This is a genomic window from Brevundimonas sp., from assembly GCF_041911375.1.
Classification (GTDB): domain Bacteria; phylum Pseudomonadota; class Alphaproteobacteria; order Caulobacterales; family Caulobacteraceae; genus Brevundimonas.
The window spans coordinates 25,811-50,396 of sequence record NZ_JAYRPA010000021.1; the positions used below are offsets into that span (position 1 = coordinate 25,811).

Consider the following 24,586-nt stretch of genomic DNA (forward strand, 5'->3'; position numbering starts at 1 on the left):
CACGCCTGTCCGACCGCCCTCATACGCCTGTCGAAAACGCCGTTCAGGAACGGAACCGTCGGCGACGCGCCTCGTTTCCGGCGACCTGTTCGAGGAAGCGTGCGTTGGACTCCTACTACTGCATCGTCAATCTGCCCGGCGTGCCGGTGCGGGACATCTGCGTTCTGGACGCCGCGTCGGACGAGACGGCCAACCGCGCGCTGGAAGACGTCGCCCGGCGCTGGGTCGGCTTCGAGACCCTCTATCTCTACCGCGGCGAGCGGATCGTCACGGTGCTCAGCAATCCGGCGCTGGGCTTCGCCGAGCCCTTGGCGGACCTGGGTCTGCCCGACCTGGCCATGCCGGTGCGCTTCGCCACCGCGGCCTGAGGCTCAGCCGCCGCAGACCGGGCATTGCGGGTCCGCCGCCACGCGCACGGTGCGGGCCGATCCCGCCAGGCCGTCATAGAGCAGCAGCCGGCCCCGCAGCGGTTCGCCCGCGCCCACGATCAGCTTGATCGTCTCAAGCGCCGCCATCGATCCGATCACCCCGGCCAGGGCGCCGACCACGCCCACGCGGGCGCAGGTCTCGGCGTCCGGCGGCGCCTCGGGGACCAGGCATTGGTAGCAGGGCCGACCCGAGAACACGCCGACCTGCCCGTCCCATCGGCCCAGGGCGCCCGACACCAGCGGTCGGCCCGCCGCGACGCAGGCGGCGTTGACGGCGTGGCGGGCGGCGAAGTCGTCGGTCCCGTCCAGAACGATGTCGAAGGCCGCGATGCGCGCGGCGGCGTTGGCCGGGGTCAACCGTTCGGGGAAGGCCTCGACCGCCACGCCGGGATTGAGCGCCGTCAGGCGCCCGGCCGCGGCTTCCACCTTGCCTCGCCCGATGTCGGCGGTGGCGAACAGCACCTGCCGCTGAAGGTTGGACAGCGCCACCGCATCATCGTCGATCAGGCCCAGCGTCCCGACCCCCGCCGCCGCGAGATACAGCGCCGCCGGCGCGCCCACGCCGCCCACGCCGACGATCAGCACGCGCGCACGTCTCAGGGCCTGCTGCCCGGGGCCGCCCACCTCGGACAGCACCAGGTGGCGGGCATAGCGTTCGACGTCGTCTTCGGAAAAGATCACGGCCCTATCTAGGGCGCGGCGCGCGTCGGCGACAGCCCTGGAGCGGCAGGCTCAGGGCGCGACCGCCATGGATCGGCTGGCCTCGATCAGCAGGGCCTCGGCCCGGGCGCCGGCGTCGGGCGCGTCGAGATGCTGTTCCAGGAAGGTCGTCGCGGCGGGCGGCGCGTCCAGACGCACCATGGCCCAGTCGCCGAAGCGCCGCTGCTCCACCGCCCGTTCCGACAGGATCCGCAGCCCGTCGTGGCGACGATCCTGCCGCAGCCGCGCCATCAGCCGGTCCAGATCGACGCGCGCGCCCTCGATCGCCTGGATGAAATAGCCCTCATGGCGCAACAGTGCCCCGGTCAGGTGGTCCCGGCGATTGTTCCGATCCGACACGCCGATGATGTCGATCAGCGGCAGCAGGCCGTCGGCCACGCTGCCGGCGGCGCGGCTGACATAGACGATGCGGAACAAATTCACAGGATACTCATAAGCTTGGCGCCGAAACCCCCAGCGCCTTCACCTTGACCGTAGAATCCGGGCCGCGTGTTCTCAAGCCGCCTGCAGGCTGCAAACGCTCATCAGTCGCTCCAGCTCGGCCGCCGTCATGTCGCGCAACCGCCGCCCGCCGGAGTGATCTCTGACGCAGTGATGATCGGCCTGGCACAGCCGCATCGGCTCGCGAAAACGGCGCTGCATCACCGGCCGGTCCTCGATCACGACCATGTCCGTGTGTCGGGGATCGGCGGCGACCCGACGCACCAGTCTGTCCAGGTCGGCGCGCGCGCCTTCGGCCACCTGCACGATCTCGTCGCCGTGGAACAGCAGGCCGGCGCTGATTTCATCGCGCCGGTTGTTGCGCTCCGCCGCCCCCAGAAGCTGGGCGAGCGCCTGCACGCTGCGGCCGCAGATGACGGATTTGCTCACAAAAACGAGGCGGTAAAGCACGGGAATTGCCTTTGATAACGCTATCATCGACAGATCGAACCGCGTTATAGCGGATACCTTGGTGAAAATTGGGCGGATTGCTTTCGATCTGAGACCGCCGACTTGATGACGACGCCGGTCGCGGCCATTTCGGGGACATGACCCGTTCAGAACACTCCCCCGCCTTCCCCGACTGGCACGGCACGACCATCCTGGCGGTGCGCAAGAACGGCCGCACCGTGATCGCCGGCGACGGCCAGGTCTCGATGGGGCCGACCATCGTCAAGGGCGCCGCGCGCAAGGTGCGCACCCTGGCCGGCGGCAAGGTCGTGGCGGGCTTCGCCGGCGCCACCGCCGACGCCTTCACCCTGATCGAGCGGCTGGAGGCGAAGCTGGAGCAGTACCCCGACCAGCTGGCCCGGGCCTGCGTCGACCTGGCCAAGGACTGGCGCACCGATCGCTACCTGCGACGGCTGGAAGCCATGCTGCTGGTGGCGGACAGGTCGTCGATCTTCACCGTCACCGGCGTCGGCGACGTGCTGGAGCCGGAACACGGCGTCGCCGCCGTCGGCTCGGGCGGCAACTACGCCCTGTCCGCCGCGCGCGCCCTGATCGAAGAGACCGAGCTGGACGCCGAACAGATCGCGCGCAAGGCCATGAAGATCGCCGCCGAAATCTGCGTCTACACTAACGGCAACCTGACGGTGGAGACGCTGGACGGCTGACGCCCCCGGCCCTCGATCAGATGACCTCGGCGATCAGCCCCATCGCCTTGGCGTCCTGCGCCTCGATGTACCAGTTGGCCGGCGCGCGCTGCAGGACTTCGTCCATCGTCACCGAAGACCCCCGCACCAGGTTCTCGAAGCCTTCGTTCTGTATGGCGATCGAGTGCTCGAGCTCGTTCAGCATGGCGTTCACCGAGGCGATGCACGTGGTCAGCGGCCCCACCACGTGCAGGTGCTGATCCATCTTGCGCTCATGGATCATCACTCGCGCGCCGCGGGTCAGATAGCGGTTCTCGACGGCGAAGAAGCTCATGAAGGTCGCGCCGGCCGAATAGATCGCCGCCTTGCCCAGAAAGACCAGGCGGCGCGACGGATTGGCGTCGCTCTGAAACCGGATGTCCTCGCCCATCATCCGCGCCACCTCGGGATCGCCGCCCAGGGTAGACAGCTCGACCACGATCAATCCGGTCTTGGGGGCCTCGGCCAGCTGATCGCGGAAGCGCTCATACATGGCGTAGTCCACCGCGCCGGCCAGCAGGATGCGCGGCGTGTCGAAGGCTTCGGCGGTCAGGATCCCCATCGGCGGCGCATCGCTCATCCGGCCGCCTCCGACGTCGCGTCCTCGTTGACCGGATAGCCGTGGGACGACGCCCAGGACCGGGCCTCGCTCACCGAGAAGAAGGCCTTGTCGCGGATACGCCGGGCCCCCGCGTCATCGACCAGTTCACACTCCCACCAGCGGATGGTGCGCCGGTCCGAGGTGGTGCAGATCTTGGGAACCAGGCGGGCGTGCGGCGTCATGCGGCCATGAACGGAGGCTGCATGCGATGGTTCCGGCCCGATCCGGTTTTTTCCTTTTTCAACAGACCCTTGGCGGCTTTCCGGCGGCGGCGGCGGCGATGGCGACCGGATTGAGATTTGCGGCGGCCCGTCCCTTGGCTTAATCGCGCGCCATGAGCACCGACGCCCCCCGCCCCCTCGCCCGCAATCCCCGCGGTTTCGCCGACCGGCGCGGCCGCGACCTGACGGCTGAACGACGGATCGTCCGACAGGTGTCGGAGGTCTATGAGCGCTGGGGCTTCGAGCCGCTGGAGACGCCGGCGTTCGAATACGCCGACGCCCTGGGCAAGTTCCTGCCCGACGCCGATCGGCCGAACGAAGGCGTCTTCGCGCTGCAGGACGACGCCGGTTCGGACGAGCCCGGCGAATGGATGGCCCTGCGCTACGACCACACCGCCCCCCTGGCCCGGTTCGCGGCCCAGAGCTGGGAGACCCTGCCCAAGCCGTTCCGCCGCTACGCCTACGGTCCGGTGTGGCGCAACGAAAAGCCGGGCCCCGGGCGGTTCCGCGAATTCTGGCAATGCGACGCCGACACCGTCGGCTCGGACCGGCCCGAGGCCGACGCCGAGATCATCGCCATGGCCTGCGAGGGCCTGCGGGCGGCGGGGCTGGATGCGGGCCAGGCGCAGATCCGGGTGTCGAACCGCAAGCTGTTCGACGGCCTGTTCGATGCTGGCGGCGTCAGCGACGCCCACCAGCGGCTGACCGCGCTTCGCGCCATCGACAAGTTCGACCGCCTGGGCTGGGACGGCGTGGTGCAGCTGCTGGGCGAAGGCCGGCTGGATGATTCGGGCGACTACACCAAGGGGGCCGCGCTGCCCGCCAAGGTGACCGGCGCCATCGAGGCCTTCCTCGCCTCGGCCAACACGCCGGGCCTGTCGCGGGCGGAGACGCTGGACGCCGTCGCCCGCTCGGGAGACCTGGGCGCGGCGGGCCAGGCGGCGCTGAGCGAACTGGCGGCGATCGACCGGGCCCTGGCCGCCATGGCGGTCGGCCAGGACGCCGTGAAGTTCGACCCCACCATCGTCCGCGGCCTGGAATACTACACCGGCGCCGTCTTCGAGGCCGAGCTGCTGCTGGAGACGGCCGACGACAAGGGCCGCCCCGTCCGCTTCGGCTCGATCGGCGGCGGCGGGCGCTACGACGACCTGGTCGCGCGTTTCACCGGGGCCAGCACGCCCGCGACCGGCTTCTCCTTCGGCGTGTCGCGCCTGGCCTCGGCCCTGCGCGCGGCCGGGCGGGGCGGCGAGGATGCGGTGCGCGGCCCCGTGGTCGTCATCGTCTTCTCCGAGGACGACATGACGCATTACCTGTCGGCCGTGGCCGAGCTGCGGTCCGCGGGGATCGCCGCCGAACTGTACCTGGGCCGCGCGGGCATGAAGGCGCAGATGAAGTACGCCGATCGCCGGGGCGCGCCCGCCGCGGTCATTCTGGGCGGCGACGAGATCGCCGCCGGTCAGGTGACGATCAAGGATCTGGACGCCGGCCGCGCCGCCGCCGCCGCCATCGCCGACAACGAGGCCTGGAAGGCCGAGCGCCCAGGACAAATGACGCTTCCGCGCGGGGAGCTGGTCGCCGCCATCCGTCGCATTATCGAATAAGCTTCGATAAAACGCCGCCTTGCTCATGCATTATCGGCGATAAGTCGAAGAAAGTTCGATTTGTGGCCGAAGGTCGGTTGACGGAAGGCCGGTCATGGCGTCATTTGGTCTCACTCGAGAACGAGCGGTGCTCAAGCGCGCAGTTCTTGAAGGCGTTTCGGGGAGGAAACGTCGGCTCACAAGAGCCTCGGAAAGCCCGCTGCGATGTATCCCCCGCAGCGGGCTTTTTCGTGCCTGAAATCCAGGCGTGCGGCCGATTGCGGGCCAAGGCGATATCGCGCCGGACAGCAAAAAGGCCGGGGCGCGAACCCCGGCCTTTCGCGATTCTCGAAGAAGCTTCGCCTTACCAGATGCGAACGCGATCCTCGGGAGCGAGATAGTATTTGTCGCCCGGCTGGACCCCGAACGCCTCGTACCAGGCGTCGACATTGCGCAGCGGGCCGATGACGCGGAATTGGGCGGCCGAGTGCGGGTCGGTGGCGACCTGCTGCTTCAGCGCCTCGTCGCGATACTTCGACTGCCAGACCTGCGCCCAGCCGTAGAAGAAGCGCTGGTCGCCGGTCACGCCGTCCAGCACCGGCGCGGGCTGGCCGTTCAGCGACAGGTGATAGGCTTCCAGACCCACCGCCACGCCGGAAGCGTCGCCGATGTTCTCGCCCATCGTGAGGCCGCCCTGGATGTGATAGCCGGGCAGCGGCTCATAGGTGTCGTACTGCGCCCCCAGCCGGGTGGTCAGGGCCTGGAAGTTGGCCTTGTCCTCGGCGGTCCACCAGTTGCGCAGCACGCCGTCGCCGTCGGACTTGGAGCCCTGGTCGTCGAAGCCGTGGCCGATCTCGTGGCCGATGACGCCGCCGATGCCGCCGTAGTTCACCGCCGGGTCGCCGTTCGGATCGAAGAACGGCGGCTGCAGGATCGCGGCCGGGAAGACGATCTCGTTGTTGGCCGAATTATAGTAGGCGTTGACCGTCTGCGGGGTCATGCCCCACTCGGACTTGTCGACCGGCCCGTCCAGACGCTCCAGGTCGTAGTTCCACTCGAACAGGCCCTTGCGCTCGGTGTTGCCGACCAGGTCGTCCGCGCGGATCTCCAGGCCGGAATAGTCGCGCCACGTCTCGGGATAGCCGATCTTGACGGTGAACTTCTTCAGCTTCTCCTGGGCCGCCGCCTTGGTTTCGGCGCCCATCCAGCTGAGGTTGTCGATGCGGTGCGACAGGGCGGTGCGCAGGTTGGCGACCAGCTCTTCCATCTTGGCCTTGGATTCGGCCGGGAAGTATTCCGCGACATAAAGGCGGCCGGTGGCTTCACCCAGGGCGTTCTCGGCGAAGGAGATGGCGCGCTTTTCACGCGTCCGCTGCTCGGGCTGGCCGGACAGGTCGCGCGAGCGGAACTCCCACTGGGCGTCCGAGAATCGCTTGGACAGCAAGGGCGCCATGTCGTCGGCGGTGTGGAAGGCTTCCCACGCCTGCAGCAGCTCGACCGGGGTCTCGGCGTAGAGAGCCGCGATCGCCGGCATGGCCGTGTCCTGACGCACGATCAGGCGCGGCACGCCGCCCAGCTTCGCGGCGTCGTAATAGGCCTGCCAGGCGAAGCCGGGCGCCTCGCTGGTCAGTTGGGCGATGGTGTATTCGTTGTAGGTCTCGTCGCGGTTGCGGTTCTGGATCGGGGTCCAGTGCGCCTCGGCGATCTTTGTCTCCAGGGCGACGATGGCGGCGGCGGTCTCGGTCGGGTTCTCCCAGCCGATCATCCCCAGCATCCGCCCGACATAGGCCTGATACTTCTCCTTCTTGTCCGCGTAGCGGGCGTCCAGATAGTAGTCGCGGTTCGGCAGGCCGATGCCCGACTGGCCGGTCGAGACGACGTAGCGGGTCGGCTGTTTCGCATCGATGGTGATGCCGGTGCCGAAGAAGGAGGCGCCGAAGCGGCCGACCGTCTGGCCCATGTAGACGGCCATCTTGTCATGGCTGTCGGCGGCGCGGATCGCGGCCAGGTACGGCTGCAGCGGCTGGGCGTCCAGCTGCTCGATCCGGGCCTCGTCCATATAGGCGCGGTAGGCGTCGGCGATCTTGGCCTCGTCCGAGCCGGGCGTCAGGTCGGTGCGCGCCGCCAGGCCCGTCACCAGCTCCTTCATGCGGTTGTCCGACAGTTCGCGCAGCAGGGCGAACGAGCCGTAGCTGGTGCGGTCCGAGGGGATGACCAGCTTGTCGAACGCCGCGCCGTTGGCGTAGCGGAAGAAGTCGTCGCCCGGCTTCACCGAGGTGTCGCGGCCGTTCAGGTCGAAGCCCCAGGTCCCGTACCTGGGCGCCTCGGTCCCCTGCCATCCGGCGGCGGTCTCCTCGCCGGAGAACAGCGAGACGATCGAGCAGCTCTCGTCCAGGCAGGCATGGTCGTGGCCGACGTCCTGCGCCAGGGCGGCGCTGGCGGGCAGAAGAAGGGCGCCCACGGCGGCCCCGATAAGCAGGCGTTTCATACTCATGATCCTCGCTCCCGGCCCCGATACGGTCGGGCGGGGCGGACCCTAGACCCGGTCAGGGGCCCGTGGCCTTAAAAAAAGTTCATGAAAGCGCCGGCCCCTCTCGCCAGACGCCGCGCGGCGCCCTCTGATAGGTGGGGGACGGAGGGCGAATGGCGAACGGACACGGCGGCGGCGATTACAAGGACCTGGTCGTCTTCCTGGCGGCGGCCGGCGTCATGGTGCCGCTGGTCAACCGGCTGAAGATCAGCCCGATCCTGGGCTTTCTGGCCGCCGGCGTGCTGCTGGGCCCCGACGGTCTCGCCCGTTTCTCCGACGCCCTGCCCTGGCTGTCCTGGGCCACGATCAGCGATCCCGCCCAGCTGGCCCAGCTGTCCGAACTGGGCGTGGCCTTCCTGTTGTTCATGATCGGGCTGGAGCTGTCGTGGGAGCGGCTGCGCGCGCTTCGGCGCCTGGTCTTCGGCCTGGGCCTGATGCAGGTCGCGGCCTGCACCGTCGTGCTATCGGCCCTTTTCATGCTGACCGGCCAGCCCCTGGCCGGCGCGGTGGTCCTGGGCATGGGCCTGGCCCTGTCGTCCACCGCCGTGGTCATGCCGGTCCTGGCCGAGGGCGGGCGGCTGAAGGGGACGGTGGGCCGTTCGACCTTCGCCGTGCTGCTGGCCCAGGACCTGTCGGTGGCGCCGATCCTGATCACGGTCACCGTCCTGGCCGCCCTGGCGCAGGGCCAGGGGATGGACGCGGGCGGTCTGGACCCGGCGGTCCTGGGCCGCGCCCTGCTCACCCTGGTCCCCGCCGCGATCGGCCTGGGGCTGCTGGTGCTGCTGGGCCGGCTGGTGCTGCGGCCGATGTTCGGTTCGGTCGCCAGGGCGCGCAAGGCCGACCAGGGCGGCGAACTGTTCGTCGCAGCCAGCCTGCTGGTGGTGATCGGCGCCGGACTGGCCGCCCAGGCCAGCGGCCTGTCCATGAGCATCGGCGCCCTGGTCGCCGGCGTCCTCCTGGCCGAGACCGAGTTCCGGCGCGAGGTCGAGGTGTCGATCGAACCGTTCAAGGGCCTGCTGCTGGGCGTCTTCTTCGTCGGCGTAGGCCTGGGGCTGGACCTGGATGCGGTCGCGGCCGACCCGGTCGGCGTCTTCGGCCTGGTCGTGGCGATCACCGTCGTGAAGGGCGCGGTCATCTTCGGCCTGGCGCGGCTGTGGGGCCTGGCCTGGCGCTCGGCGCTGGAGACGGCGCTGGTCCTCGCGCCCGCCGGAGAGTTCGCCTTCGTCGTCTTCGCCACCGGACTGGTCGAGGGCGTCGCATCGCCCGAGGTGACGGCGGCGGTCGCCCTGTCGGCGACGCTGAGCATCTTCTCCATTCCCTTCCTGGCCATGCTGGGCCAACGGCTGACGCGCCGACACGCGGGCGCCGAGCCCGAGGGGACCGACGCCGCCGTCCCCGAACCCGGCGAAGGGACGACGATCATCGTCGGCTTCGGCCGCGTCGGGCGCTTGATCGGCGAGATGCTGCGCGAACACGGCCAGCCGTTCATCGCCGTTGACGCCGACCCGGCCACGGTGGCGGCGGGGCGACGCGACGGCTTCGACGTCTTCTACGGCGACGCCGGCCGCGCGGAGATGCTTCTGAAGTGCGGCGTCATGTCGACCCGCGCCCTGGTGGTCACCATGGACGCGCCGGGCAAGGTGGACGAGGTCGTGCGCGTGGCCCGGCCGCTGCGCGACGATCTGATCCTGATCGCGCGGGCCCGCGACGATCAGCACGCCGCCCGCCTCTACGCCCTGGGCGTCACCGACGCCGTGCCGGAGACGACCGAGGCCAGCCTTCAGCTGGCCGAGAACACCCTCGTCGACCTGGGGGTGCCGATGGGGTTGGTCCTGGCCTCCGTCCATGAACGCCGCGACCGCTTCCGGCAGGCCTTCCAGGCGGCTTCGCCAGAGTCCCGACGCCATCGCCCCATGCGCGCGTTGAGAAACAGCCAGCTTAACCATAAGCGGCTACAGAAATCGAAAGAGAATACGCAGTTATCCGAGTAACCATAACCCTGACCCATTTTTGTCATGGTTCCGTGGTCGAAGCGCTGCCTTCTGTATTCGTCGCATAGGCGGGACTGCAGGGCCCGTTTTGCCTTGGGTCGCCCCGGCCCATAGACCCTAAGTCAACTTCGATCTCTCCCCCGGTTGAAGTTTTTCGTAGAGTAAAAGCCTGATTTCATGACCGATTCCCCCATCGTCTCCTCCCCCGAGCCGCGTCTGAACCGCCGTCAGGCCGCCAAGATCCGCACCCGCCAGAAGGTGTTGGACGCGGCGCGGTCGCTGTTCGCCGAGCGCGGCTACGACCCGGCCACGATCCGCGACATCGCCAAGGGCGCGGGCATGTCCACCGGCGCCGTGTTCGCCAACTTCCAGGACAAGGCCGAACTGTTCGAGGCGGTGCTGACCGAGGACATGACCCGCCTGGCCGAGGTGGTCGAGGCCGGGGCGCCCAAGGACGAGCCGGTGCGCGATCGCCTGGTCGGCGCGCTCAGCGCCGGCTACCACTCCTCGCTGGATCATCTGCCGCTGTTCCAGGCCATCGTCGCCCGCTCCTGGTTCCAGCCGCTGGCCGCCGAGATGCGCGCGCGCACCGCGACCAAGAAGCTGCAACTGGCCATCGGCGCCATTCTCCAGGACGCCGTCGCGCGCGGCGAGATCAGCCAGGACGCGGACCTGCGCCTGCTGGTCGAGCTGATCTGGGACGCCTACCTCTCGAACTATCGCCGCGCGGCCTATGACAACTGGGACGCCAAGGCGCTGTCGGACCATATCGCCCGTCAGATCGACGTGCTGCTGGCCGGCGCCCTCGTGACGCGCTGATCCTCGCCCCCTGGCGAGACGGACAGGCCCCGCTTCGGCGGGGCCTTTTCTTTGCGCGCCGCTTGCCTGCCCTGGCGAAGCGCTGCAGAGAGTTTCGAGGCCGATTCGTCCGAATTCACCCAGAAAACGCGGCAAATCGCGTTGACTCCGCGAGCGCCTTCCGTATATGTCGCCGCTCTTCGCCCGCGGGGGTCACCCGGCGGGCGCACTCTTTTTTGCGTTTGCGCTGAGGCTTCAACATGTACGCGGTGATCAAGACCGGCGGCAAGCAGTACCGGGTCCAACCGGGCGACACCATCGTCGTCGAAAAGCTCGACGGCGACGCCGGCGCCGAGCTGAAGTTCGACAGCGTCCTGATGCTGGGCGGCGACAAGGGCGTGACCCTGGGCGCCCCGCTGATCGACGGCGCCTTCGTCGGCGCGACCCTGATCGAGACCCGCAAGGGCGAGAAGGTCAAGATCTTCAAGAAGACCCGTCGTCAGGGCTATCGTCGCACGAACGGCCATCGCCAGATGGAATCGGTCCTGCGCATCACCGGCATCGAAGGCGCCGGCGAGAAGGCCAGCTGGGACGGCAAGATCGAACTGCTGACCAAGGCCGAGATCAACCTGCGGGCCCGCGGTCTCGCGACCCGCGGCGCCACGTCGTCGCTGGGTTCGACCGAGACGGTCGTGACCGACGTCGACGGCGCCGACGTCAAGGGCGCCGTGGTCGAGAGCTCGGCTCCCGCCAAGAAGGCCCCGGCCAAGAAGAAGGCTCCCGCCAAGACGGCCGAAGCGGCCGGCGACGAAGCCTGAGACATTCACCGGCGCTTCACCGGCGCCAACTAGATTGAGCGGCGCGCTCAAGTAGGCCGAACGGCCGACAGCGCGCCAAAGAAGGAGCGATACGATGGCTCACAAGAAATCCGGCGGTTCGTCGCGCAACGGTCGCGACTCCGAGTCCAAGCGCCTTGGCGTGAAGAAGTTCGGCGGCGAGCGCGTGCTGGCCGGCAACATCATCGTGCGTCAGCGCGGCACCACCTTCCACCCGGGTGAGAACATCGGCATGGGCCGTGACCACACCCTGTTCGCCCTTACCCCGGGCGCGGTGAAATTCACCACCAAGCGCGGCGGCCGTTGCTACGTGTCGATTCTCGCGGCCAACGACGACGCCGCTCAGGCGATGGCCGCCGAGTAACGCAGTCTGGAAATCTCCGGATCGCGTTGCTCTCTAGGCAGCCGATCCGGACCAGGGAAATATTCCGCGGGGAGTCTGGATCACCAGGCTCCCCGTTTGCGTTTCCCCGCCTCGAAGACCGTCCGAGCCCTCCAAGGAGACGGTCCAGAGAATGAGGCGACCGCCATGTGCGTCATTGAAACCTCCCCCGTCGTCGAGACGCGGCGTCTGGTGCTGCGCGCGCCCGCGCCCCAGGACGCGCCCCGCATCGCCGCCCTGGCCAACGATCTGGACATCGCGCGCATGACCAAGCGCATGCCCCACCCCTTCCGGGTCGAGCACGCCGAGGACTTCGTGCTTCAGGTCGCCGCTCAGGATCCCGCCCGCGCCAACACCTTCGTCATCGATCATGAGGATCGCGGCCCCGTCGGCGTCATCGGACTGTTCGAGGGCGATGATCGCGTGCCCGAGGCGGGCTACTGGATCGGGCGAGAGTTCTGGGGGCGGGGCTTCGCCACCGAGGCCCTGGAAGGCGCCCTGGTCTGGGCCAGCCGCAAGTGGAAGCGTCGCGCGCTGGTCGCGGGCCACTTCGCCGACAACCCGGCCTCCGGGCGCGTGCTGGAGAAGGCGGGCTTCCTCTACACCGGCGAGACCCGCCGGGCCTTCAGCCTGGCGCGGCGCGCGAACGCCGATACCCGCATGATGGTGTGGATGGCCTGAGGCCGGTCGCGGCGCGCCGGACGCACAGCCCGCCCATCGATAGGGCGAACAGGCCGCCGGTCAACCCGGCTGGGGCCGCGGTTCACGCTCGCGCGGATCGCCTCAGTTCGAGGTCACGTCCGGCGGCGTGGCCATCTGTCCGCCCAGTCGGGTGAAGGCTCCCTTCATCTCCGGGCCGAAGGCGGTCAGGCAGATGATCAGGGCCGCCCCCATCAGGCCGATCAGCAGGCCGTATTCGATGGCGGTCGCGCCAGACTGGTCGCGCCGAAAACGTTGGATAAGAGCGGTCATGCCGGCTCGCCTCCCCGGACCTGAGCCCGCGTGGTTCGGATCGACCGAAGGGCCGATCCCGTGAATCGAAAGAAGGCCGGGACGAATCGCCCCGGCCTCCTCCGACTTGACGTCGAGCGTCAGGATCAGCCGCCGGTGGTGATGTCCTCGGTGCCGGTCATGCTGGTGCCGATGCCTTCGAAGGCTTCGCGCATTTGCGGGCCGAAGGCGGTCAGGCAGGTGATGATGGCGACGGCCATCAGAGCGGCGATCAGGCCGTACTCGATGGCGGTGGCGCCGGATTCGTCCTTGACGAAACGCGAAACGAACTTGGTCATGGTAGTCCCTTTTTCGATTGATCAGCGAGCAACTGGCGGGGGGAGCCGGTGGCCCGCTTGACCCCCAAAACGCAGGATCAAAATGCCCGACAGCTCTTAAGGGCGGGTCACGGACTTTGGTTACGCGCTGATTTACCAAGAAAAATATGCATACCCCACGAAAGCCTTTGTTGAGGATTCAGGCGCATCCTTCGCGTCCTATCCGCGCGTGCGCGCCAATTGATCAGGGTCGCCCATGTCCCGCCTTTCCGCCGTCCTGACCGCCCTGGCGCTCGCCTCGGCCCCGACTCTGGTGCAGGCCCAGGCCGACACCATGAGCGTGGAGATCGACCGGTCCTCCCGCGTCCAGCTGTCGGGCGCGGCCTCCTCGGTCATCGTCGGCAATCCGCAGATCGCCGACGTGTCGGTGGTGGACGCCAACACCCTGTTCATCACCGGCAAGGGCTATGGCGTGACCGAGGTCGTCGCCGTGGACGCCATCGGCCGCACCCTGTTCCAGCGCGAGGTCGTCGTCACCGGCGGCTCGACCGGCTCGGTGCGCGTCTGGCGCGGCGGCCAGGCGACCGAGATGGCCTGCGCCGCCTCCTGCGCCCCCAGCGTCCGCACCGTCGGCGACACGGGGGCGGCCAGTTCGTCCTCGGCCTCCGCCGCGACCGCGACCCCCTGACCCGGATGCGCCTGTCCGTCGCCAACCTGCGCCGCCTTCAGCGCCGCCGTCGCGCCCGCGACGGCTCGGCGGCGGTCGAGTTCGCGATGATCGCCCTGCCCTTCCTCATGATGCTGTTCGCCATCTTCGAGCTGGCCACGGTCATCACCCTGGATTCGGTGCTGGAGAACGCCACCATCCAGACCGGGCGGCTGGTCCGCACCGGCCAGGCGGAGTCTCAGGGTTTCGACGCGGTGAAGTTCAAGCAGGCCCTGTGCGACCGGATGAACGTCTTTCGCCCCGACTGCGTCAACCGCGCGCGTGTCGACGTTCGGGTGGTCGGCAACTTCTCCAACCCCATCCCGCCGATCGATCAGCCCACGGGTCCGGACGACCCCTATAACGGCGGCAAACCCGGCGAACTCATGCTGGTCACCGTCTGGTATCGCCAGCCGGTCCTGACCCCCTTCCTGTCCAAGGGCACCTCGGGCTCCGGCCGCGAGACGGTGCTGACCGCCACCACCGCCTTCCGCAACGAACCCTGGGGCACGCCGACCCCGCTGGCGGGCTGATCCGATGGCGGGCGGCTTCCTTCGTCGACTTCGACACGACACGCGCGGCGTCTCGGCCGTGGAGTTCGCCCTCCTCGCGCCGACCATCATCATGATCTATTTCGCCCTGGTCGAGTTCGCCCAGGGCTACATGGCCCAGAAGCGCACCACCCACGTCGCCTCCATGGTGGCCGACCTGACGGCGCAGAACGCGAGCCTGAACACCGGCCAGATCACCAATATCTTCGGCATCGGCGACAAGATCATGCGCCCCTTCTCGGACGCGGACCTCAGCCAGCGCGTGACCAGCGTGGTGCGCTCGGGCAATACGGTGACGGTCGTCTGGAGCCGCGCCACCGGCGATCTGACGCCCCTGCCGAAGAACAGCGCCTACACCCTGCCGTCGCTCGAGCTGCTGCCGGACGCCGAGGGCCTGATCGTGTCGGAATCGGCGTTCGAATACACCTCGCCGGTGGATTTCGTCCTGCCCGAGCCGGTCACCTTCCGGCACACCTCGTATCTGCGCCCCCGCAACACCGACCAGGTCGAATGCAGCAACTGCTAGCCGGCTAGCGCCTGCCTCAGGGCGGCGATCTTGGCCTCGGTCTCGGCCAGTTCGGTCCCGGGGTCGCTGTCGGCCACGATCCCGGCGCCGGCCAGGGTGCGGAACCGCCAGGTTCCGTCCCCGTCGCGTTCGAACGCCGCCGTGCGGATCAGCACCGAGGCCGTCAGCCCCCCGTCCGCCTCGATCAGGAACAGCGAGCCGCACCACGCCCCCCGCGGCGGCTCGTGCGCGGCGATGACCTTCATGGCCTGATGCTTGGGCGCGCCGGTGATCGAGCCGGGCGGAAAGGTCGCTTCCAGCAGTTCGGCCGGTCCGACGCCCGCCGCCGCGCGCGCCGCGACCGTCGACACCAGGTGGTGGACCGTCGGATGGCGCTCGACCGCGAACAGGGTTTCGACCCGCACCGATCCCGGCCGCGCCGCGCGCGCCAGATCGTTGCGCATCAGGTCGACGATCATCAGGTTCTCGGCGCGATCCTTGGCGCTGGCCAGCAGTTCGGCCGCCCGCGCGGCGTCCTCGACCGGATCGGCGGCCCGGGCGCGCGTGCCCTTGATCGGCCGCGCCTCGATGCGGCCGCCGCGGGCGTCAAAGGCCAGGAACAGTTCGGGCGAGTTGGACACCAGCGCCCGGTCGCCGATGCGCCAATAGGCGCCGAAGGGCGAGGCCCGTCCCTGTTGCAGCCTCAGAAAGGCGTCGAACGGATCGGCGCCGGGCTTCAGCACGCCCCGCCAGGCCCGCGCGACATTGGCCTGGAACAGCTCGCCGGCCGCGATCCTCGCCACCACGTCGGCGACGGCCGCGCGATAGGCCTCGTCCGGCGCCTCGGCGTCGAAGCCTTCGGCCGGCGGGGGCGGAAACGACGGCTCAGCAGCCCGGTCCAGCCAGCCGGCGGCGCGACGCGCGGCGGCGTCCGCCTCGTCCGCCGTCCGCCCCCGGCCGACCGCCCGCACGGCGCCCGCATGATGATCGAAGCTCAGCAGCGCCGGATAGCGGGCCAGCATCAGGTCGGGCCAGACGACGTCTCTTCGCCCCGTGGCCGGTCGCGCCCCGGCGTCATAGGCCGCCAGCCCCACCGTCCCGGGACCAAAGCCCGGATCGCGCAGGGCGTCGAAGGGGGCGGCGTCTTCGACCGCCCCGACCTGCACCCGGTCCGGCCCCGCGCCGATGTGCGACCAGCGCCCGCCAGGCCCGCCGTCCGACAGCAGCACCAGCGCGCCGTCCCCGCCGCCCAGTCCCGCCGCGACCGTCAGGGGCTCCGTCCACGGACAGTCCAGGACGACGACCTTGTCCAGCGCCGCGCTCACGCCGACAGCCGCCCCACGATCCGATCCCGCAGGGCCGCGTCCACCCCGACCGCCTGCTCCAGATAGGCGTCCAGCGACCCGTGCCGCGCCGCGATCTCGGCGAAGGCGGCCTCCAGATAGGCGGCTTCCACGCCCAGGAAGGCGACCACCGCCTCGTCCGAGGCCACGCGGCCGGTCATCCTGTGCAGCTGTTTCGCGATCGCCGGCGCCCGGCCCGCCAGGTCGACGGCCGCATTGGTCAGCAGATAGTCCTCGATCAGGTCGTCGCGCCCGACGCCCAGCAGGTGGTGCGTCAGGGCGGCCAGAAAACCGGTCCGGTCCTTGCCCGCCGCACAGTGGATCAGCACCGCGCCGTCGGTCTCGCCCAGCGTGCGGAAATAGCGCGCGAAGACGTCAAGGTGCGCCGCGTCGAACGGCAGGCCGCGGTAGGTCTGCTCCATGAACCGGCGGCCGGACGCGGGCGTCAGGTCCTCGGTCTTCAGGAAGGCGATGTGCGGCGCCTCGGCGCCATCGTCCACCCCGCCCTCGATCACCGCGGCGGAAAAGCCCGCGTGCCGGCGCGAGGGCTGGTCGCGCCGCTCGCCGGGCCGGCGCAGATCGACCACCGCCCCCAGGCCCAGCGCCTTCAGCCGCTCCAGGTCCGCGTCGCTGGCCCGGGCATGGTGGGCCGAGCGCAGAAGGCGGCCGGGACGAACGCGCGTCCCGGCCGCCGTGGCGTAGTCGCCATAGTCGCGGAAGTTGTCGATGGCGTCGAAGACGTGCAGGCGCGAACTCATGCGCCCCTGTCTAGCGCGCCGGGAGCAGGCCCGCCATGGCGTCCAGATAGGCCACGAAGGCGGTCCGCCCCTCTTCCGTCAGCCGCGCCGTGGTCAGCGGCTTGCGGCCGCTGAAGGTCTTTTCGACGGCCACGAACCCGGCCTCCTCCAACTTGCGCAGATGGACCGACAGATTGCCGTCCGTCGTCTGCAGCCGGGTCTTCAGCGTGCCGAAATCCGCCGCCTCGGCCCCCGACAGATAGGCCATGATTCCCAGGCGGATCCGTCCATGGATCACTTCGTCGATGCGGGCGATGTCGAAGTCGTCCGCCATCAAACGACCTCCGACGGTTCCTGCCGCATCAGGATAAGACCGGGAACCAGGGCGACGGCGAAGATCACGGCGGTGAAGACCAGATACATGGTCGTGTCGCCGGCGAACCAGCCGACCACGATCGCTCCGGCATAGGACAGCAGCCCCGTGACCGTCATCCAGCGCAGGCGGGTCATCTGGCCCGCGATCATCCAGGCCGAGCCATAGGCCACGAAGACGATGGTCGGCATGGCCATCATGGCGGACCAGTCGCCGGACTTCAGGCCCATGGCCATCAGCCCCAGCCAGGTGACGAAGATGCCGTAGCCGACGGCCGACCAGGCCGCGCCGACGGCGCGGTTGCCGGACGAGTTGAAGCCCGGCTTGCCCTTCATCCGCCGGACCAGCACCGACAGCGCCAGACCGAACACGGCCCCGGCGCCAAGCCACAGCCAGACCGGCGCCCAGGGGCTGGCCTGGATCACGCCGCTGAGCAGGGCCCACTGGCCCAGGTTGGCGATCCCGAAGACCACGGCGGCGGCGACCAGCACCGGTCCCGCCAGCAATGGCGCGTGGCGGCCCTCGTGGGCCAGGGCCCGCATATAGGCGATGTCGTCCTGAATAGCCTGGGTGTCGCGCGTCATGGCGCCCTCCTCCTGAAATCCGATGACCTCAGGATGCACAATGTGCTTTGCATTGTAAAGTGCTTTTTCAGAAGATGGATCAGAGCGTAGGGCTTAGGGCTTAGGGCGAGCCGCCCCCCTACTCCCTACTCCCTAAGCCCCAAGCCCTAAGCCCTAAGCTCCACGCCTCACCGGAACGGCGGCTCGTCGAAGGCGCGAAGCTTGCGCGAGTGCAGGCGCGGGCCTTCGTTCCGCATCAGGTCCACCGCCTGGATGCCGATCTGCAGGTGTTCCGAGATCGAGCCCTCGTAGAAGCGGTTGGCCTGACCCGGCAGCTTGATCTCGCCGTGCAGCGGCTTGTCCGACACGCACAGCAGCGTCCCGTAGGGCACCCGGAAGCGATACCCTTGCGCGGCGATGGTGGCGCTTTCCATGTCGATGGCGACGGCGCGGCTCTGGTTGAAGCGCAACGCCGACTTGGAATAGCGCAGCTCCCAGTTCCGGTCGTCGGTGGTGACGACCGTGCCGGTGCGCAGACGCAGCTTGACCTCGTCGCCCGGCATGCCGCTGACCGACTTGGTGGCGTCGTAAAGGGCGCGCTGCACCTCCGCGATCGACGGGATCGGGATGTCGGGCGGCAGCACCGCGTCCAGCACGTGATCGTCGCGCAGATAGGCGTGGGCCAGGACATAGTCGCCGATCGTCTGGCTGGCGCGCAGCCCCCCGCAGTGGCCGATCATCAGCCAGACGTGCGGGCGGGTGACCGCCAGGTGGTCGGTGATGGTCTTGGCGTTGGACGGGCCGACGCCGATGTTGACCAGGGTCACGCCTTTATGGCCCGGCGCGGTCAGGTGATAGGCCGGCATCTGGTGCTTCTTCCAGGCCGTGTCGCTGATCGCCTCTTCCGGGTTGGGCGTGTCCTTGGTGATGACCACGCCGCCGGCGCACGACAGCGTCTGATACGGGCTGTCCGGCCGCTTCAGCTGTTCGATGGCCCAGCGCACGAACTCGTCGACGTAGCGGTTGTAGTTGGTGAACAGCACATAGGACTGCACGTCGTCCACCGGGGTTCCGGTGTAGTGCTTCAGCCGCGCCAGCGAGAAGTCGGTCCTGAGGCCGTCGAAATGCGACAGGGGGAAGTCGCCGCCCATGTCGAACAGGCCATCGGCGATCTCGTCGCCGATATGGGCCAGGTCCGTGGTCGGGAACCAGCGCGCCAGGGCCGCGGTCATCGACCGGTCCAGCGCGACCTCCAGGCCGTCGGTCACATAGGGGAAGGGGATTTCCTGGCGCGAGATCCCCACCTCGAACGTCGCATTGTATTCCTGCTCCAGCAGGCTCAGCTGTTCGGTCAGATAGGGGCGGAACAGGTCCGGCCGCGTGACGGTGGTGGAATAGCTGCCCTGTTTCGACAGCCGGGCGTAGGCGCGCGGCTCCAGGTCCTGGGGGCGATCCCCGTCCCAGCGGATGCGAAGTTCGGGATAGGCGAACACCCCTTCGGCACGTCGGACCGGGTCGGGCCGGGCGCCGGTTTCGACGAAATCCCGCACGGCGTCGCGCAGGTTGGCCACGGATTGGGTGTAGAGGGTTTCGAGGCGGTCCAGCGCCGCCTGTGCTGTCATCTGTTCTGTCATGACTTCCTCTAGCGAAGCTTCGTGACGTTGGCGAGGCGCCGTGGGGTCAATCTCGATTTCGCTGCATTGCAGCAATTTTTGACGGTTGCACGGTTGCGGTCCCCGCGATTGCGGCGCATCTGGCGGCCATGTCCGCTTCCCTCGCGTCAGCGCCCGCCAAGAAGGACCTCGGCTTCGTCGAGTTCGTCTGTCTCATCGCCCTGATGATGGCGCTGAACGCGCTGGCGATCGACTCTATGCTGCCGGCCCTGCCCCACATCGGCGCGGACCTGGGCGTGGCCAACGAGAATAGCCGCCAGTGGGTCGTCACCGCCTATCTTCTGGGCTTCGGCGGGGCGCAGCTGATCTACGGGCCCCTGGCCGACCGCTTTGGCCGCAAGCCCGTGCTGCTGGCGGGCGTCGGGATCTATGTGCTGTTCAGCCTGCTGGCGACCCTGGCCCCGACCTTCGACGCCCTGATCATGGCCCGCGTCGGCCAGGGCCTGGGCAGCGCCTGCACCCGCGTTCTGGCCGTCTCCATCGTGCGCGACCGCTATGAGGGCCGCACCATGGCGCGCGTCATGTCGTTCAGCTTCCTGGTCTTCCTGGGCGTGCCGATCCTGGCGCCGTCCATCGGCCAGTTGATCATGCTGGTCGGCCCGTGGCGCTGGATCTTCGCCGGCCTGGGCCTGATCGGCATCGGCCTGATCATCTGGGCGTCGCTGCGCCTGCCCGAGACGCTGAAGCCGGAGGACCGGCTGCCGATCCAGGTTCGCCGCCTGGCCTCGGCCTATCGCACCGCGCTGACCGACCGCACCGCCGTCGGCTACATGATGGCCATGACCGCCATCACCGGCGCCCTGTTCGGCTTCATCAACTCCTCGCAGCAGATCTTCGCCGACGTCTTTGACGCCGAGGCGGCCTTCCCGGCCGTCTTCGCCCTGATCGCCGGCGGCATCGCGGTCGCCTCCATCGTCAACGCCCGGATGGTGGTGCGGCTGGGCTCGCGTCGCATCTCCCACACCGCCCTGATCGGCTTCACCGCCATATCGGCCGTTCACGCCGTGGTGTCCCTGCTCGGCCTGGAGTCGATCTGGACCTTCGCGGTGCTGCAGACCCTGACCATGTTCTGCTTCGGCCTGATCGCCGGCAACTTCGGCGCCATGGCGATGGAGACGATGGGCCACATCGCCGGCACCGCCGCTTCGATCCAGGGCTTCGTGTCGACCGTCGCCGGCTCGCTGCTGGGCTTCGCCATCGGCCAGCAGTTCAACGGCACCACCGCCCCCATGACGCTGGGCTTCACCGTCTTCGGCCTGATCGCGCTGGGCCTGGTCCTGTTCGCCGAACGCGGCCGTCTGTTCCGCGCCCATCATCAGCCGCCGCCCGCGCCGTCGCCGTCCAAGGCTTGATCTTTTCGCCGTTTCCGCGCGTTCTCCGGGCCGTCGTCACGGTCAGCCCCGGAAAGCCTCGATGAAGCGCAAAGCCTTCGGTCTCGTCTCCGCCCTCGCCCTCGCCGCCGCCCTGGGGGTCAGCGCCTGTTCCACCGCAGGAGGCGCGTCGATGACCCCGCCCGCCATCGCCCCCGCGCCCGGCCCCGACGCGGTGGACAGCCACACCTACGCCCGTCCCGAGATCGCCCGCGTCGTCGACGTGGCGCTGGACCTGACGGCGAACTTCCAGGCCAAGACCCTGTCGGGCACGGCGACCCTGGACATCCTGGCCGTCCCTGGCGCCAATGAGGTGATCCTGGACATCCGCAATCTGGACATCCAGGACGTGCGCGACGCGGCCGGCCAGCCGCTGCGCTTCGTCGTCGGCGACAACGACGCCATCAAGGGCCAGCCCCTGACGGTCTATTTCCCGGCCTTCGCCGCCAACGAGCGCCGCAAGATCACCGTCCGATATTCCACCCGGCCGGACGCCGCGGCCCTGCAATGGCTCAACCCCGCCCAGACGGCGGGCGGCGAAAAACCCTATCTGTTCAGCCAGGGTCAGGCCATCCTGACCCGCACCTGGGTGCCGACCCAGGACAGCCCCGGCATCCGCCAGACCTATTCGGCCCGCATCGTCGCGCCCGAGGACCTGACCGTGGTCATGAGCGCCGAGCACCTGACGCCGCAGGGCGAGCCTGCCGGCGCGGGCATGAAGGCCTGGCGCTTCCGCATGGACAATCCGATCCCGCCCTATCTGATCGCGATCGGCGTCGGCGACCTGGCCTTCGCGCCGTTCGACGCGCGCACCGGCGTGTGGACGGAGCCCAGCCGACTGCGCGCCTCGGCCTGGGAGCTGGAGCCCACCGCCCAGATGGTGGACGCGGCCGAGAAGCTCTACGGCCCATACCGCTGGGGCCGCTACGACCTGCTGGTCCTGCCGCCCTCCTTCCCGTTCGGCGGCATGGAGAACCCCAAGCTGACCTTCGCCACCCCCACCATCATCGCCGGCGACCGTTCGCTGGTGTCGCTGGTGGCGCACGAACTGGCGCACTCCTGGTCGGGCAACCTGGTCACCAACGCCACCTGGAACGACTTCTGGCTGAACGAGGGCTTCACCACCTATTTCGAGAACCGCATCATGGAGTCGCTCTACGGCCATGACCGCGCGGTCCAGGAACAGGTGCTCAGCTGGCACGGCCTGCAGGACGAGCTGAAGTCCCTGCCCGCCGCCGACACCCGCCTGCATCTGGACCTGACCGGCCGCGATCCCGACGACGGCATGAACACCATCGCCTACGACAAGGGTTCGGCCTTCCTGCGCACCATCGAGCGCATCACGGGCCGCGAGCGGTTCGACGCCTGGCTGCGCGGCTATTTCGACCGCAACGCCTACCGGCCGATGACCACGGCCATGTTCCTGGACGACATCCGCACCCATCTGACCCGGGGCGACGCCGCGCTGGAGTCCCAACTTCAGCTGGACGCCTGGGTGTATCAGCCCGGCCTGCCCTCCAACGCCGTGGCCCCGGTGTCGCCAGCGTTCGAGCCCGTCGATCGGGCGGCATGGGCCTTCGCCGCCAGTAAAGGCAAGGCCGCCGACATTCCGTGGGCGGAGTGGAACACCCAGCAGCGCCTACGCTTCCTGAATTGGCGTCCCCCCGTCGTCGTCAATGGCGGTGACTGGTTGTCGGATCAGAAGCTGGCCGACTTGGAGGCCACGCTGAACCTGGCGAACGAGGGCAACGCCGAGGTGACCTTCGCCTGGCTGCAGATCGCCCTGGCCCACCGCTACCAGCCCGCGGTCGCCACGGCCGAGACCTTCCTGACCAGCCAGGGCCGGCGCAAGTTCGTCTATCCGCTGTTCCAGACCCTGTGGGCCGAAGGCGACTGGGGCCGCCCCATCGCCCGCCGCATCTACGCCGAGGCGCGGCCGCTGTATCACCCGGTCACCTCGGGCTCGGTCGACGACCTGGTCGGCCGGCCGTAACCGACACGGAAGGGGGGATGAGGCGGTGACCTCATCCCCCTCTTCGCGTCGCCATCCTATTTTCGGGCTCAAAGCGCTGGAACATCAGCGCCTTACGCGGTCCGCCCCGCCTTCTTCCTCGCACACGCCCAAACCGTGCGATCCTCGTGTCCCGCACAAGGATGACGAACGACAGGGAAGGAGCGCCGGCGCCGATTTCAGACTTTTCACACCATTCAGACTCTCTTTTTCACCGGCGAGAGTCCGAAATCACAGATTGACCACCGTCACCCCGTCCTCGTGCGCCAGCCGTTCGGCCAGCACCGCCCGGTGGCAGCCGGCGTGATCGGCCTCGAAGCACAGCAGGGCGACGCGCTTGTCGGACGCCAGGGCCTTCAGGCGGGCGTATTCCAGCTGGGCCTGCGGCTCGGCCATGTGATCGGCGAAGATGGCGCGCATCTCGGCCACATGGCCCTTGCGCGCGGCGTCGCGCCCGGCCTTGGGCGTGCCCAGGCCGCGCAGATGGACATAGTCGACGCCCTCGGCCTTCAGGCTCTCGCTCAGGATGGTCTTGGAAAAGCCGGCGCGGCGAGAGGCGGCCACCGCCCGCACGTCGACCAGGGTCTCGACCCCGGCCGCCTTCAGGCGGTCGATGACCTGGGCCTGGGTCGCGCCTTCGTAACCTATGGTGAAGAGTTGCATCGGCCACAAATGGGCGTGACCGGCCGGATCGCCAGCTTGGCCGCTAACGCCCGCGTTGCGGCGCGGCGCCCTATCGTCTATCCCGCCGACACTGATTTCCACTGGAGCTTTCCTGATGGCTGACCTGGCCCCCGGCGTCGTGACCCTCTTCGGAGGATCGGGCTTCATCGGGTCGCAGGCCGTGCGCGCCCTGGCCCGTCGCGGCTGGCGCATCCGCGTCGCCGTGCGCAACCCGGTCCAGGCCATCGAGGTCCAGCCGCTGGGCGACCCTGGCCAGATCCAGTTCATGCGCTGCGACGTCACCAATCCCGACGACGTGGCCCGCGCGCTGCGGGGGTCCGACGCCCTGGTCAATCTGGTGGGCGTCCTGCACGACGGCGGCAAGCGCCGGGGCTTCAAGGCCGTTCACGTGGAGGCGGCCCGCATCATCGCCGAGGCGGCCCGCGCCGCCGGCGTCCGCCGCGTGGTCCAGATCTCGGCCATCGGCGCCGACGCCGCCAGCCCTTCGGCCTACGCCCGCTCCAAGGCCGAGGCCGAGGCGGCGGTGCGCGCCGTCCACCCCGACGCGGTGATCCTGCGTCCCTCGCTGGTCTTCGGCGCCGGCGACGGCTTCCTCAACCGCTTCGCCGCCATGGCGACGATCAGCCCCGTGCTGCCGCTGATCGGCGGCGGCGAGACGAAGTTCCAACCCGTCTATGTCGGCGACGTGGCCGAGGCCATCGCCCGCGCCGTCTTCCAGGGCGCGGCGGCCGGCCGCACCTTCGAGCTGGGCGGGCCCGCCGTCTGGACCTTCCGCGAGGTGCTGGACCTGGTGCGGCGCGAAGCCGGTCGCGACCGGCTGCTGGCCCCCGTCCCCTTCTTCGTCGCCCGCCCGCTCGGCGCCGCGCTGGAGATGCTGGGCCTGTTCGGCCTGACCCCGCCCCTGACCCGCGATCAGGTGCTGATGCTGCAGGTCGACAACGTCGTGTCGCCGGACGCCGCGACCCTGGCCGATCTGGGCGTGGTCCACCCCACCGGCATGGAGGCCATCGCGCCCACCTATCTGTGGCGCTACCGCACCGGCGGCCAGTTCGCCCAGCTGCCCGCCCTCGACGCCTGATCGCCCGGCCGGATCCGCTGCCCA

The 24,586-nt window shown here is 69.1% G+C and carries 28 protein-coding genes; 14 read left to right on the forward strand and 14 right to left on the reverse strand.

The features are described from left to right. Positions 1–104 precede the first annotated feature (104 nt). Entirely contained in the window at positions 105–368 is a 264-nt protein-coding gene (locus tag ACE3PU_RS03575; protein ID WP_374386713.1) for a hypothetical protein, read from the forward strand. 3 nt (positions 369–371) lie between these two features. On the opposite strand, the gene ACE3PU_RS03580 is transcribed toward ACE3PU_RS03575, so the two are convergent. From ACE3PU_RS03580 to ACE3PU_RS03590, 3 genes are all read right to left on the reverse strand, one after another. Continuing rightward, complete coding sequence (locus ACE3PU_RS03580) at positions 372–1,109, reverse strand: ThiF family adenylyltransferase (RefSeq protein WP_374386715.1); 738 nt, start codon at positions 1,107–1,109, stop codon at positions 372–374. 51 nt (positions 1,110–1,160) lie between these two features. Further along, positions 1,161–1,571 carry a BLUF domain-containing protein gene (locus ACE3PU_RS03585; RefSeq protein WP_374386717.1) on the reverse strand — a complete coding sequence of 137 codons (411 nt, stop codon included), beginning with the start codon at positions 1,569–1,571 and terminating at the stop codon, positions 1,161–1,163. Positions 1,572–1,643: 72 nt separating this feature from the next. Next, positions 1,644–2,066, reverse strand: coding sequence for a BLUF domain-containing protein (locus ACE3PU_RS03590; protein WP_374386719.1), 423 nt, complete (start codon positions 2,064–2,066; stop codon positions 1,644–1,646). Positions 2,067–2,176: 110 nt separating this feature from the next. On the opposite strand from ACE3PU_RS03590, the gene hslV reads away from it, so the two are divergent. Further along, positions 2,177–2,743 (forward strand): ATP-dependent protease subunit HslV, encoded by a 567-nt coding sequence (gene hslV / locus ACE3PU_RS03595; protein WP_374386721.1) that lies wholly within the window; start codon positions 2,177–2,179, stop codon positions 2,741–2,743. 16 nt (positions 2,744–2,759) lie between these two features. Here the strand turns inward: hslV and ACE3PU_RS03600 are convergent, their stop codons facing one another. Continuing rightward, positions 2,760–3,341, reverse strand: coding sequence for an ATP-dependent Clp protease proteolytic subunit (locus ACE3PU_RS03600; protein WP_374386723.1), 582 nt, complete (start codon positions 3,339–3,341; stop codon positions 2,760–2,762). After that, a complete protein-coding gene (locus ACE3PU_RS03605; RefSeq protein ID WP_374386726.1) occupies positions 3,338–3,544 on the reverse strand; it encodes a hypothetical protein in 207 nt (68 codons plus the stop codon). The genes ACE3PU_RS03600 and ACE3PU_RS03605 overlap by 4 nt, the downstream gene beginning before the upstream one ends. A gap of 152 nt (positions 3,545–3,696) precedes the next feature. Here ACE3PU_RS03605 and hisS point away from each other — a divergent pair, with 152 nt between their 5' ends. After that, a complete protein-coding gene (hisS, locus tag ACE3PU_RS03610) occupies positions 3,697–5,184 on the forward strand; it encodes a histidine--tRNA ligase (RefSeq protein WP_374386728.1) in 1,488 nt (495 codons plus the stop codon). Between the two features lie 343 nt (positions 5,185–5,527). On the opposite strand, the gene ACE3PU_RS03615 is transcribed toward hisS, so the two are convergent. Continuing rightward, entirely contained in the window at positions 5,528–7,651 is a 2,124-nt protein-coding gene (locus tag ACE3PU_RS03615) for a M13 family metallopeptidase (RefSeq protein ID WP_374386730.1), read from the reverse strand. Between the two features lie 155 nt (positions 7,652–7,806). Here ACE3PU_RS03615 and ACE3PU_RS03620 point away from each other — a divergent pair, with 155 nt between their 5' ends. From ACE3PU_RS03620 to ACE3PU_RS03640, 5 genes are all read left to right on the forward strand, one after another. Then, positions 7,807–9,684, forward strand: coding sequence for a cation:proton antiporter (locus ACE3PU_RS03620; RefSeq protein WP_374386732.1), 1,878 nt, complete (start codon positions 7,807–7,809; stop codon positions 9,682–9,684). Between the two features lie 177 nt (positions 9,685–9,861). Then, complete coding sequence (locus tag ACE3PU_RS03625) at positions 9,862–10,503, forward strand: TetR/AcrR family transcriptional regulator (RefSeq protein ID WP_374386734.1); 642 nt, start codon at positions 9,862–9,864, stop codon at positions 10,501–10,503. 239 nt (positions 10,504–10,742) lie between these two features. Further along, the gene (rplU, locus tag ACE3PU_RS03630; RefSeq protein WP_374386736.1) at positions 10,743–11,300 is read left to right on the forward strand and encodes a 50S ribosomal protein L21; all 558 of its coding nucleotides are present in this window, start codon (positions 10,743–10,745) and stop codon (positions 11,298–11,300) included. Positions 11,301–11,394: 94 nt separating this feature from the next. Then, on the forward strand, positions 11,395–11,682 hold the full coding sequence (gene rpmA / locus ACE3PU_RS03635) for a 50S ribosomal protein L27 (RefSeq protein ID WP_374386738.1): 288 nt from the start codon (positions 11,395–11,397) through the stop codon (positions 11,680–11,682). 165 nt (positions 11,683–11,847) lie between these two features. Beyond that, positions 11,848–12,381, forward strand: a complete 534-nt coding sequence (locus ACE3PU_RS03640) for a GNAT family N-acetyltransferase (protein ID WP_374386741.1) — start codon at positions 11,848–11,850, stop codon at positions 12,379–12,381. Positions 12,382–12,483: 102 nt separating this feature from the next. Here the strand turns inward: ACE3PU_RS03640 and ACE3PU_RS03645 are convergent, their stop codons facing one another. Both ACE3PU_RS03645 and ACE3PU_RS03650 read right to left on the reverse strand, forming a co-directional pair. Then, positions 12,484–12,672, reverse strand: a complete 189-nt coding sequence (locus ACE3PU_RS03645) for a Flp family type IVb pilin (RefSeq protein ID WP_374386743.1) — start codon at positions 12,670–12,672, stop codon at positions 12,484–12,486. A gap of 125 nt (positions 12,673–12,797) precedes the next feature. Next, the gene (locus ACE3PU_RS03650; protein ID WP_374386745.1) at positions 12,798–12,989 is read right to left on the reverse strand and encodes a Flp family type IVb pilin; all 192 of its coding nucleotides are present in this window, start codon (positions 12,987–12,989) and stop codon (positions 12,798–12,800) included. A gap of 235 nt (positions 12,990–13,224) precedes the next feature. Here ACE3PU_RS03650 and ACE3PU_RS03655 point away from each other — a divergent pair, with 235 nt between their 5' ends. The 3 genes from ACE3PU_RS03655 to ACE3PU_RS03665 are packed head-to-tail and all read left to right on the forward strand — an operon-like array spanning position 13,225 to position 14,751. Further along, the gene (locus tag ACE3PU_RS03655; RefSeq protein ID WP_374386748.1) at positions 13,225–13,656 is read left to right on the forward strand and encodes a pilus assembly protein N-terminal domain-containing protein; all 432 of its coding nucleotides are present in this window, start codon (positions 13,225–13,227) and stop codon (positions 13,654–13,656) included. A gap of 5 nt (positions 13,657–13,661) precedes the next feature. Beyond that, the gene (locus ACE3PU_RS03660) at positions 13,662–14,207 is read left to right on the forward strand and encodes a TadE/TadG family type IV pilus assembly protein (RefSeq protein WP_374386750.1); all 546 of its coding nucleotides are present in this window, start codon (positions 13,662–13,664) and stop codon (positions 14,205–14,207) included. Between the two features lie 58 nt (positions 14,208–14,265). Then, positions 14,266–14,751 carry a TadE/TadG family type IV pilus assembly protein gene (locus tag ACE3PU_RS03665; protein WP_374386752.1) on the forward strand — a complete coding sequence of 162 codons (486 nt, stop codon included), beginning with the start codon at positions 14,266–14,268 and terminating at the stop codon, positions 14,749–14,751. Here the strand turns inward: ACE3PU_RS03665 and ACE3PU_RS03670 are convergent. The 5 genes from ACE3PU_RS03670 to ACE3PU_RS03690 form a co-directional block, all read right to left on the reverse strand. After that, positions 14,748–16,055: an anthranilate synthase component I family protein gene (locus ACE3PU_RS03670; RefSeq protein WP_374386754.1), complete on the reverse strand. Its 1,308-nt coding sequence runs from the start codon at positions 16,053–16,055 to the stop codon at positions 14,748–14,750. The two genes, ACE3PU_RS03665 and ACE3PU_RS03670, sit on opposite strands and share 4 nt — an antisense overlap. After that, a complete protein-coding gene (locus ACE3PU_RS03675; protein WP_374386756.1) occupies positions 16,052–16,831 on the reverse strand; it encodes a tyrosine-protein phosphatase in 780 nt (259 codons plus the stop codon). Before ACE3PU_RS03675 ends, ACE3PU_RS03670 begins: the two co-directional genes overlap by 4 nt. Positions 16,832–16,841: 10 nt before the next feature. After that, complete coding sequence (locus ACE3PU_RS03680; RefSeq protein ID WP_374386758.1) at positions 16,842–17,144, reverse strand: winged helix-turn-helix domain-containing protein; 303 nt, start codon at positions 17,142–17,144, stop codon at positions 16,842–16,844. Continuing rightward, a complete protein-coding gene (locus ACE3PU_RS03685; protein WP_374386760.1) occupies positions 17,144–17,767 on the reverse strand; it encodes a hypothetical protein in 624 nt (207 codons plus the stop codon). Before ACE3PU_RS03685 ends, ACE3PU_RS03680 begins: the two co-directional genes overlap by 1 nt. A 167-nt stretch (positions 17,768–17,934) precedes the next feature. After that, positions 17,935–19,380 (reverse strand): AMP nucleosidase, encoded by a 1,446-nt coding sequence (locus ACE3PU_RS03690; protein WP_374386762.1) that lies wholly within the window; start codon positions 19,378–19,380, stop codon positions 17,935–17,937. A gap of 128 nt (positions 19,381–19,508) precedes the next feature. Between ACE3PU_RS03690 and ACE3PU_RS03695 the strand changes: the two genes are divergently transcribed. Next, complete coding sequence (locus tag ACE3PU_RS03695) at positions 19,509–20,771, forward strand: multidrug effflux MFS transporter (protein ID WP_374386764.1); 1,263 nt, start codon at positions 19,509–19,511, stop codon at positions 20,769–20,771. 61 nt (positions 20,772–20,832) lie between these two features. After that, positions 20,833–22,782, forward strand: coding sequence for a M1 family metallopeptidase (locus ACE3PU_RS03700; protein ID WP_374386766.1), 1,950 nt, complete (start codon positions 20,833–20,835; stop codon positions 22,780–22,782). 249 nt (positions 22,783–23,031) lie between these two features. Here ACE3PU_RS03700 and ACE3PU_RS03705 read toward each other — a convergent pair whose 3' ends face one another. Next, a complete protein-coding gene (locus ACE3PU_RS03705; RefSeq protein ID WP_374386769.1) occupies positions 23,032–23,463 on the reverse strand; it encodes a DUF488 family protein in 432 nt (143 codons plus the stop codon). A 115-nt stretch (positions 23,464–23,578) separates the two neighbouring features. Between ACE3PU_RS03705 and ACE3PU_RS03710 the strand changes: the two genes are divergently transcribed. Next, complete coding sequence (locus ACE3PU_RS03710) at positions 23,579–24,562, forward strand: complex I NDUFA9 subunit family protein (protein WP_374386771.1); 984 nt, start codon at positions 23,579–23,581, stop codon at positions 24,560–24,562. Positions 24,563–24,586 lie beyond the last annotated feature (24 nt).

Coding starts and splice junctions, on each gene's coding strand:
- ACE3PU_RS03680 (WP_374386758.1), bottom strand. CDS start 17,144: ATGGCGGACGACTTCGACATCGCCCGCATCGACGAAGTGATCCATGGA.
- hisS (WP_374386728.1), top strand. CDS start 3,697: ATGAGCACCGACGCCCCCCGCCCCCTCGCCCGCAATCCCCGCGGTTTC.
- ACE3PU_RS03695 (WP_374386764.1), top strand. CDS start 19,509: ATGTCCGCTTCCCTCGCGTCAGCGCCCGCCAAGAAGGACCTCGGCTTC.
- ACE3PU_RS03605 (WP_374386726.1), bottom strand. CDS start 3,544: ATGACGCCGCACGCCCGCCTGGTTCCCAAGATCTGCACCACCTCGGAC.
- ACE3PU_RS03690 (WP_374386762.1), bottom strand. CDS start 19,380: ATGACAGAACAGATGACAGCACAGGCGGCGCTGGACCGCCTCGAAACC.
- ACE3PU_RS03640 (WP_374386741.1), top strand. CDS start 11,848: ATGTGCGTCATTGAAACCTCCCCCGTCGTCGAGACGCGGCGTCTGGTG.
- ACE3PU_RS03650 (WP_374386745.1), bottom strand. CDS start 12,989: ATGACCAAGTTCGTTTCGCGTTTCGTCAAGGACGAATCCGGCGCCACC.
- ACE3PU_RS03625 (WP_374386734.1), top strand. CDS start 9,862: ATGACCGATTCCCCCATCGTCTCCTCCCCCGAGCCGCGTCTGAACCGC.
- ACE3PU_RS03710 (WP_374386771.1), top strand. CDS start 23,579: ATGGCTGACCTGGCCCCCGGCGTCGTGACCCTCTTCGGAGGATCGGGC.
- ACE3PU_RS03685 (WP_374386760.1), bottom strand. CDS start 17,767: ATGACGCGCGACACCCAGGCTATTCAGGACGACATCGCCTATATGCGG.
- hslV (WP_374386721.1), top strand. CDS start 2,177: ATGACCCGTTCAGAACACTCCCCCGCCTTCCCCGACTGGCACGGCACG.
- rplU (WP_374386736.1), top strand. CDS start 10,743: ATGTACGCGGTGATCAAGACCGGCGGCAAGCAGTACCGGGTCCAACCG.
- ACE3PU_RS03645 (WP_374386743.1), bottom strand. CDS start 12,672: ATGACCGCTCTTATCCAACGTTTTCGGCGCGACCAGTCTGGCGCGACC.
- ACE3PU_RS03615 (WP_374386730.1), bottom strand. CDS start 7,651: ATGAAACGCCTGCTTATCGGGGCCGCCGTGGGCGCCCTTCTTCTGCCC.
- ACE3PU_RS03620 (WP_374386732.1), top strand. CDS start 7,807: ATGGCGAACGGACACGGCGGCGGCGATTACAAGGACCTGGTCGTCTTC.
- ACE3PU_RS03700 (WP_374386766.1), top strand. CDS start 20,833: ATGAAGCGCAAAGCCTTCGGTCTCGTCTCCGCCCTCGCCCTCGCCGCC.
- ACE3PU_RS03675 (WP_374386756.1), bottom strand. CDS start 16,831: ATGAGTTCGCGCCTGCACGTCTTCGACGCCATCGACAACTTCCGCGAC.
- ACE3PU_RS03590 (WP_374386719.1), bottom strand. CDS start 2,066: ATGATAGCGTTATCAAAGGCAATTCCCGTGCTTTACCGCCTCGTTTTT.
- rpmA (WP_374386738.1), top strand. CDS start 11,395: ATGGCTCACAAGAAATCCGGCGGTTCGTCGCGCAACGGTCGCGACTCC.
- ACE3PU_RS03660 (WP_374386750.1), top strand. CDS start 13,662: ATGCGCCTGTCCGTCGCCAACCTGCGCCGCCTTCAGCGCCGCCGTCGC.
- ACE3PU_RS03600 (WP_374386723.1), bottom strand. CDS start 3,341: ATGAGCGATGCGCCGCCGATGGGGATCCTGACCGCCGAAGCCTTCGAC.
- ACE3PU_RS03655 (WP_374386748.1), top strand. CDS start 13,225: ATGTCCCGCCTTTCCGCCGTCCTGACCGCCCTGGCGCTCGCCTCGGCC.
- ACE3PU_RS03705 (WP_374386769.1), bottom strand. CDS start 23,463: ATGCAACTCTTCACCATAGGTTACGAAGGCGCGACCCAGGCCCAGGTC.